This window comes from Micromonospora globispora (assembly GCF_003857015.1).
Lineage (GTDB): Bacteria > Actinomycetota > Actinomycetes > Mycobacteriales > Micromonosporaceae > Micromonospora > Micromonospora globispora.
The window spans coordinates 1-1,536 of record NZ_QGGF01000701.1 but is presented as its reverse complement, the minus strand read 5'-3'; the positions used below and the strand labels follow the sequence as shown (position 1 = coordinate 1,536).

The 1,536-nt window shown below is 76.3% G+C and carries 1 protein-coding gene; it reads left to right on the top strand.

The window, feature by feature from the left end:
* A partial coding sequence (gene ccsA / locus DKL51_RS32570; RefSeq protein WP_124813174.1) for a cytochrome c biogenesis protein CcsA occupies positions 1-1,358 on the top strand: 1,358 nt, incomplete at its 5' end.
* Between the last annotated feature and the right edge of the window lie 178 nt (positions 1,359-1,536).

Genomic DNA, 1,536 nt, shown 5'->3' with positions numbered 1-1,536 from the left:
TGGCGACCGCAGCCGTCGCCTGCCTCCTGCTGGCGGTGGCCCTGCTCCGGCACGACTTCCGCATCCGGTTCGTGGCGGAGAACGGCGGACGCCACGTGCCGCTGTACTACACGGTGACCAGTCTCTGGTCCGCCCTCGACGGGTCCCTGCTGCTCTGGCTGCTGGTCCTCGGCGGGTACGCCGCGCTGCTGGCCCGGCGCCGCTACCCGCCCCGGCTGCACGCGTACGCGATGGTGGTGGTCAGCACCGTCACCCTCTTCTTCTTCGCCCTGTCCCGGTTCGCCGCGAACCCGTTCCGCGAGGTGAGCCCGGCGCCGGCCGACGGGCCCGGGCCCAATCCGCTGCTGCAGCAGCACCCGGCGATGGGGGTGCACCCACCGCTGCTCTACGCCGGCTACATCGGACTGGTGGTGCCGTTCGCCTTCGCGCTCGCCGCCCCGCTGGCCGGCCGAGAGGGGCGCGGCTGGCTGCGGGTGACCCGCCCGTGGACGCTGGTGGCCTGGGCGGCGCTCACCGCCGGCATCGGCCTGGGCGCCTGGTGGTCGTACGCGGTGCTCGGCTGGGGTGGCTACTGGGCGTGGGACCCGGTGGAGAACGCCTCCCTGCTGCCCTGGCTGACCGCCACCGCGTTCCTGCACACCGCCCTGGGGCGCACCGCGGGCCGGGCCGGGTGGAACCTGACGCTGGCCTGCGCGAGCTTCGTGCTGGTGCTGCTCGGCGCGTTCCTCACCCGCTCCGGCGCGGTGGCCAGCGTGCACGCCTTCACCGACTCACCGCTGGGCCCGATGCTGCTCGGCTTCGTGCTGCTGGCGGTGGTCGCGTCGACCGTCCTGACCGGGTGGCGTTCCCCCGAGCCGCCCCGCCACGGGAGCGCGCCGGTGCTGTCCCGCACCACGGCCGTACTGGTCAACGGGATGCTCCTGGTGACGATCGCGGCGGTGGTGCTGATCGGCACGATCTTCCCGCTGCTCTCCGGCCCGCTCGGCGGGGCCCGGGTCGCGGTCGGGCCGGGCTACTACCAGCGCACCGCGGTGCCGCTGGCGATCGTCGTGCTGCTGGTGATGGGGGCGACGCCGGCCCTGCGGCCCGGCGACCGGGCACAGGCGGTACGGCGACTCCTCGTACCGGGCGCGGCGGCGCTGGCCACCGTCGCGGCGGTGGGACTGCTCAGCCGGCCCGGCCTGCCCGCGCTCACCGCCTTCGGCGCGGCGGCGTTCGTCCTGACCGGTCTGGCCGGGGAGGCGGTCGACCGGCTGCGCCGGACCGGCCGTGGCCGGCGGGGGCTCGGGCTCGCCGGGCTGGTCGCGCACGCCGGGATCGCCCTGGTCGCGGTGGGTGTCGCGGGCTCCTCGGCGTAGGGCCGGGACACCGAGCGGACCATCCGCACCGGGGAGACGCTGCGGGTGGCCGACGTGACCGCGCGGCTGGTCGGGGTGGAGCGGGCCGGCGGCAGCGGCGGCATGGCGGTACGGGCCCGGCTCCTGGTCACCGGGGCGGACGGCACGCAGCGGACGGTCAACCCGACGCTGCGCTACC